The sequence below is a fragment of the Cupriavidus sp. UYPR2.512 genome (assembly GCF_000379565.1).
GTDB lineage: Bacteria > Pseudomonadota > Gammaproteobacteria > Burkholderiales > Burkholderiaceae > Cupriavidus.
In genome coordinates, this window is record NZ_KB902938.1 from 1 (window position 1) to 4,968 (window position 4,968).

Genomic DNA, 4,968 nt, shown 5'->3' on the forward strand with positions numbered 1-4,968 from the left:
CGCAACATCAAGTCCCGGACGAAAGTCATGCTCGGCTTCAAACGTTTCAGGAACGCAGCGATCACTCTCTCTGGTATTGAGTTGGTACATCGGATTCGCAAGGGCCAATTCGGCCTCGCGAAGCTCGACCTCAAAGATACCACTGCGCCCGCAGTCTGGGAGGCCGTCCTGTCTGCTTGATGAGGTATCCTTTATATAACAACAATCTCGTACAGACCGCCTATTTGCACCAGAGCCAGTCCGGGCACCCTGTATCCGCTCCTGCACGGATTGGAAAAGAAGGGCTATCTAAGATCGACAATGGAATGGAACGGAACGGTCGAAGTGGTCGCCGCGTCTATCGCATCACTCCTGCCGGGCGACGTGCGTTGGCGGCCGAGAAAGTGAAGGTTCGCGAATTGTTTGGTGAGCTGTTCGAGCACAACTAAGGGCGGAGGCCCGTTCCCGTCAACCTCGTCCCCCTTATGGAAACCAAAGGCACAACAACCGCCATGCGTCCCAGCGCTGCCGCAGAAGTTCTGGCAGTCTTTCTGAAGCTAGGATTAACGTCCTTCGGCGGCCCCATCGCGCACATCGGATACTTCCGGCGCGAATTTGTGGAACGCCGCCGTTGGCTCGATGAGAAAGCGTTCTCCGATCTCGTCGGTCTGTGCCAGTTTCTTCCCGGACCGGCCAGCAGCCAAGTCGGCTTTTCAATCGGCCTACTGCGGGCCGGGTGGCTCGGTGGCCTCGCAGCGTGGTGTGGATTTACCCTACCCTCCATCCTGCTGTTGCTCGCCTTTGCTGTCATGGCGCCCGTCCTTGGGGGATCGATCGGAACAGGTCTAATCCACGGTCTGAAGCTTGTCGCTGTCGCAGTAGTGGCCCAAGCCGTCTGGGATATGGCGCGACGCCTTTGCCCGGATTACCGCCGAGCTGGCATCGCACTTGCCACTCTTGTGCTGCTCAGTCTTCTGACGACCGTCTACGCTCAACTTCTCGTCATCGCTCTGGGTGCGCTATTGGGGCTCTTGCTGTGTCGGCCCGATGCGTCTGCGTTGGCGTGCAGCCGGCAAGGGCGTGTTCACGAATTTCGCGTTTCACGTGCCACTGGGGTTGTGGCACTGATGCTCTTCTGCGCACTGCTCTTTGGTCTCCCAGCATTGGCGGCTATAGCGGGCCGGGGCGTTCAAGTCTTCGATGCGTTCTACCGGTCCGGTGCTCTGGTGTTCGGTGGCGGCCACGTGGTGCTGCCGTTGCTGCAACAGCAAACGGTCGCGACCGGCTGGGTCAGCCCGAATGACTTCCTCGCGGGGTACGGCGCTGCGCAAGCGGTACCCGGCCCCCTCTTTACGTTCGCGAGTTTCCTGGGGTGGGTGTTGGCCGATGCCCCGAACCAATGGGCAGGTGCTGCGCTCGCGACACTGGGCATCTTTTTGCCTGGTTTGTTGCTCGTTACTGCGGCATTGCCGTACTGGCAGGCACTGCGCGCACGCTCTTCGATGGTGGCGTTGCTCAATGGCGTCAACGCGGCGGTGGTTGGTTTGCTTGCCGCCGCCCTGTATTCGCCGGTTTGGACGAGCGCAATACTCTCGCAACTGGATTTCGCGATTGCGACGGTATGTTTCTTGCTGCTGGTCCGCTGGAAGGTTCCCCCGCTCGCGGTGGTTGGGGTGTGCGCCGTTGCGGGCGTCGCACAAGGGCTATTGCACTGAGGCATCAACGTCCACGCCGATCAGGTCGCCCCCGTTGCGCTACCGCGGTTGACAATCTAAAGTCTGCCGAGACGGCATAACCCGCCGACTGCAAGCAATTGCATGAAAGGAGGCCATATGCCGATAGACCGTCGTGACTTTCTTAGACTCGGTGGCGCGGCTGCCTTCGGCAAGGCTGGCGCCGGTATCGCACACGCCGCTGCACCCCTGTCGCTGGGACGACGGTACCGGCTTGCTGCGAGGATGGCGCTGAATTCGAGACTTTGTGCGATATCTATAGTTTCGCGATCGTGAAATTGCAGTTTGGGGCCTCATCTGCTGTTTTCGCATGCCAGGCCGGATGGCGCGTCAGGTTTCCAAGTCCGATTCCTATACCTTGGAAGCGGGCTTTTGGTGAGCGTATATCAACGCGTTCGCTTCGTGTCGGGGAAAAATGGCTGGCAGACCGCTCCCCCGCCACAAGCAGGGTCTGCAAGAGTTTTGATAAGGGTTTATACTACGTCCGTCTCCTCCCTTTCTCCTCAAGGGATTCGTGCCCGCCATTGCAGCGGGCTTTCTTTTGCTTGCGCTCCAAGGCGCCGTGGGGCCTGGCGCTGCCTGGCCGCCTACATGCACAGGCGCATTGCGCTCGCTGTCGGCAGGAAGGCTTTTCCCAGTGTGGAAGCAAGGCGGGAGCGGCGAGTCCAGGTCGTCAAATCGGACTGGATAGCCCGGCAGGTTCACGTAAGCAGCGTGAGGATGCTGGATTGATCAGACGCCCTCCAACTCAAGATTCCCTACAACGAGCGCGTGGCGCGCTCGTCAGCATCCGCCGTGTCCGCGGGCCTGTGCCGATTCTGCAGGCGGTGATGCATCGTCTCGCAGCGGATCAACATCATCGCCGCGGGTTCCTCCTCCGCGCCGGCTGACTCAGCTTCCCCAGCGGCTCGCAGATAAATATGCCGTGAGACGGCGGCAATAATCACAGTGATGGCGCCGACGCCGAGCGCTCGCACGGCGATGCAGAGGTATTGCGCCATGGCGAAATTGGACTGTATAAGCAAGAGACGATGGGCGGTGAGCCTACAAGGCTGTCTCGCAACGATGTCACGCCTTCGCAGGATTGACACGATCCGTTTTGCCGCGGCGGTGGGCTTGTGCGTTAACGTGACACCGAATGGCGGTGCTGAAAGGTATGTCTTGGAAATCAATCGAAGCCTTACCAAGCGGCCAGTACTGGGCCGTGCCACATGCACCCTTCCCGCCAGAAGCTGGCAATGGTCATGATGAGGTGTTTCCCAGTGCCCATTGCATCAGCGACGGCAAATGGGTCGCCTTCTTCAAGAACGGCGAGGAAGTCTGGGCGTGCAACGCCCTGTATGCCGCCGCGCATTTCGATTTTTCTGCCGTGTCCACCAACGCCAGCGCGTCGACCGCCGGCTGAGATGCCAGCCGCCGGCAGACATCCTGCTCTTCACCGCCAATCAAACATAACACTCCAGCAACCAACAAAAATGCCGGTGTCTGGCGTTATGTTAAATCGGCGCCCTCCAATGGCCTCCCGACGAGCCCGTCGGTTTGCACAAATTTGTTCCCGTATTTTGCGGATTTTTGTTCCTGGCCCCCTGGGCCAGGCCAAGGAGCGCCGCGGGAAGGCGCGCGGCGGCCGCCTTGCAGCTCCGCCGGCGTGCCCCGGATTGGCCCGTGATCGCACGACGGTGCACGCGGTGCCCCTAACGGCGGCCGTCCTCGGCTTCGCAAGCTGCAGCGGGCTGGGCACCGACTGACCGATCCGCCGGGAAAGGAACAAAATTACGCAAAACGTCGGCCGGAAGAACAATGTTCTGCAAAATTTCTTTGCATAAAATTGTTCTCGGCACCTCGAAAACGGCGAGCTGGCGGGCGACCGGCGGGAACAACATTATGCAAACGGACGGCAGACATCGGCGGAAGCTGAGGCCGTGCTGTCTCTTTGATGAAACTCCAATTCGACCACGCCTGTCGTCCTAGCCAAAGCAATTCAATCGGTCTGGCAGTCTGTAGACGCAAAAGGGAGGCTCTATCAAAATCGCAGCCCTCGCCTTCGTCTTTTTCCAGCAGTAGTGGCCGCCACGTTGGCTAACGGTCAGCCCTGCCGCACGCCAGGATCTCGGTCGCGGTAGCTGCGCGACCTGCGGCCAATGCTAATACCATGCGCTGCACTGTCAGCTTTCGAGACACTCGATCCGACACGGAAAGAAGAGCCTCCCGAGGTTCGATCTGACTCTGGTATGGTTACCTATTCCTACATCTGGAAACATGCGAGTCGAATGACTTCAAACAACAACAAAACGGTTATCCCGGATCCGCAGCCGGTGTATCGCGCACCGACAAAGGATCACGACTACAACAGCCGTACGCCGGCACCTACACGCACCCCTTCGCCCACGCCGCCCACGCAAAAGCGATAAAGACCAAGGGGCTGGCTGCGGCGGCAAGCCGCAGCCTATTTAGCCACCATACCAGCCTGCCGTTCCGGCGCGCGGCCTCGTTGATCCGCTTCTGATACCCGCTCAACTCCGCCTCCTGCATATCGACTAGACTAAATGCCGGCTGGTACAGATTTAGAGGCTCATTGTGAACTGGAGGAATTGGTCTCATCATCAGGCATTTCCAGACCAGCACCACGCTCAGCATCAGGAACCATGTTGCAAAAGCTGAAGTCCCGACTGCAAACCAACTCCACTTCTCTTCATCAATAGCTTTTGCCGCATAGGCCATAGCAGCACCCATGCCGGCCAGAAAGACTGTCAGCGTCGTCGCCGCTTCCTTCGCAATGAAATCGGCACTAGTGTGGTGGGCTTTCATGTTCTCGACCGCAGCCTTCTCCGCCCACTCCAGCAGCGCCTTCTTGTCATCACTCATCGTTTGTCTTCTTGAGCTTTTACCCGGAGCGACTATTGCATCAGCTGGCATGGGCGACCGGCGGGCATTGGCTGCGGAATCGGACCGGATCCACCGCTTGTTGCCTGTACCGTGCTTATCCGGTTAGCTCCCAAACCTACTAGATATAGTGGGTAGGGATTTTTTGGCATAGAGCTCGGCATAGGTCGGCGCGGTGACGTCACCAGCGATGCCGAGCAGGGAGCGAAATGCATTGAAGGGATAGAAACGACGGTTGAAGCGGAAGGTGAATTCGTTGAGATAGGCTTGCAGGTGCTGCGGGCTGACACCGTGATGAATTCCGCGCAGCCAGGTCTTGAGATTGGAGAACACAAGGTGAATGATCGGCAGGAAGGATTCGGTCACTTGCATC

General features: G+C 58.9%; 5 protein-coding genes and 1 pseudogene. 3 read left to right on the forward strand and 3 right to left on the reverse strand.

The genetic code is table 11. The annotated features are described in order from the left end of the window. Together A3A5_RS0112285 and chrA are read left to right on the forward strand one after the other, a co-directional pair. A pseudogene (locus tag A3A5_RS0112285) lies at nucleotides 1–180 on the forward strand (IS6 family transposase); the annotation flags it as partial. Between the two features lie 284 nt (nucleotides 181–464). Continuing rightward, on the forward strand, nucleotides 465–1,694 hold the full coding sequence (chrA, locus tag A3A5_RS0112290) for a chromate efflux transporter (protein WP_026200701.1): 1,230 nt from the start codon (nucleotides 465–467) through the stop codon (nucleotides 1,692–1,694). Between the two features lie 776 nt (nucleotides 1,695–2,470). Here chrA and A3A5_RS38380 read toward each other — a convergent pair. Next, complete coding sequence (locus tag A3A5_RS38380) at nucleotides 2,471–2,713, reverse strand: hypothetical protein (protein WP_369797775.1); 243 nt, start codon at nucleotides 2,711–2,713, stop codon at nucleotides 2,471–2,473. A gap of 137 nt (nucleotides 2,714–2,850) precedes the next feature. Here A3A5_RS38380 and A3A5_RS43255 point away from each other — a divergent pair, with 137 nt between their 5' ends. Next, the gene (locus tag A3A5_RS43255; protein WP_232431330.1) at nucleotides 2,851–3,117 is read left to right on the forward strand and encodes a hypothetical protein; all 267 of its coding nucleotides are present in this window, start codon (nucleotides 2,851–2,853) and stop codon (nucleotides 3,115–3,117) included. A 962-nt stretch (nucleotides 3,118–4,079) separates the two neighbouring features. Here A3A5_RS43255 and A3A5_RS0112305 read toward each other — a convergent pair. Both A3A5_RS0112305 and A3A5_RS0112310 read right to left on the reverse strand, forming a co-directional pair. Then, a complete protein-coding gene (locus A3A5_RS0112305; protein ID WP_018310871.1) occupies nucleotides 4,080–4,577 on the reverse strand; it encodes a hypothetical protein in 498 nt (165 codons plus the stop codon). Nucleotides 4,578–4,700: 123 nt separating this feature from the next. After that, on the reverse strand, nucleotides 4,701–4,968 hold a 268-nt coding region (locus A3A5_RS0112310; protein ID WP_018310872.1), incomplete at its 5' end, for a transposase.